This window comes from Lacrimispora amygdalina, assembly GCF_003432035.1.
Taxonomy (GTDB): domain Bacteria; phylum Bacillota; class Clostridia; order Lachnospirales; family Lachnospiraceae; genus Lacrimispora; species Lacrimispora amygdalina.
Genome location: NZ_QOHO01000159.1, coordinates 1 through 1,194 on the forward strand (window position 1 = coordinate 1; position 1,194 = coordinate 1,194).

Annotated in this window: 1 protein-coding gene; it reads right to left on the reverse strand. The window is 28.8% G+C overall.

Annotated features, from left to right (window positions below; genetic code table 11):
• Positions 1–233: 233 nt before the first annotated feature.
• A complete protein-coding gene (locus DS742_RS28440) occupies positions 234–1,013 on the reverse strand; it encodes a hypothetical protein (protein ID WP_117420265.1) in 780 nt (259 codons plus the stop codon).
• Between the last annotated feature and the right edge of the window lie 181 nt (positions 1,014–1,194).

The window sequence follows — 1,194 nt, forward strand, 5'->3', positions numbered from 1 at the left end:
ACGAAAAAATGATATTTTCATATCATTAAAATAAATATATCTATATGGAAAACCGAACGCCTTTTCATACCTATCATTAAAAGACCAATAGTAAGGGAAGAATATTGTTGAAACAATTAAGAATATTACAGAAATCTTTGTGCATAATTTATTCATAATCTTTGTCCTCATTTAATGTATTTAATAGACTCTACTATATATTAGCAGAGTCTATTAATTTTGTACACTTTCTTTTAAAAAGTATTGTAATCGTTAAAAGTATAATATTTTTCGTAGACAGCACCTAAACCATGATCTGCTAAAACTGTCCATTTACCAGTTACTTGAAAAGCGATATATCTCCCATTATCAGTCTCTAACAAAGGATATGTATAGCCACTCTCATACTCCCAAGATCCCATACTAAGTCGTTCCTCAAGTTTACAATTTTTTACCTTGCCATCAGTAAATCTGTTTTTATAGCACGTTACGTTATAATATACACATAATTTCGCATAACCTAAAGCGTCAATATATGGTTTAATTGTATGGGTGCGGCTTTTAGTAATGGGATCCGGCCATATTATTATAACATCAGAATCCTTTCCTTTTGCTCTTGTTGTTTGCATAATAGTTCGTTTTTGCTGTTCCAAATCATTTTTATACATAATGTTAGAATTATTTATATCTTGCACTTTTTTATTATAAACTTTTGATAAATAAATATAAATCTCATCATCTGACATTGAGGAATAAAAAATCAAATCACTTTCTGAAAGTTTATCTGTGCTAAATACAAGTTCAGGTTTAGTAACACATGGCTTAATTGTCATTGTACCATCATCTGAGAATTTATAGTCAGTTACACTTTTAGTTGCTGTTGCATTAAATCTCTCAATTTGATTTTCAACTCTACGTTGAATATTCTGTTGTGAAGCACAAGTATCTGCACCAAAAGCAGTCATACCTGTGGTGAACACTAATGAAAAACACAAAACTGAAGTTACTAATGAATTAATCAATTTTCTTTTCATCTCTAGTCTCCTTGTTAAATACTAATTTTAAATTAGCTAATTTACAATTAGTATAAATTAATAACACCAATAAACATTTATCGTGTAATAAACACCCTATTTCCACGTAATTTTTCCTAGTTTTTAATTATCCTATTTATACTTTAGGTCAATAGCATTCCGAGTTTCACATTTTGAAATC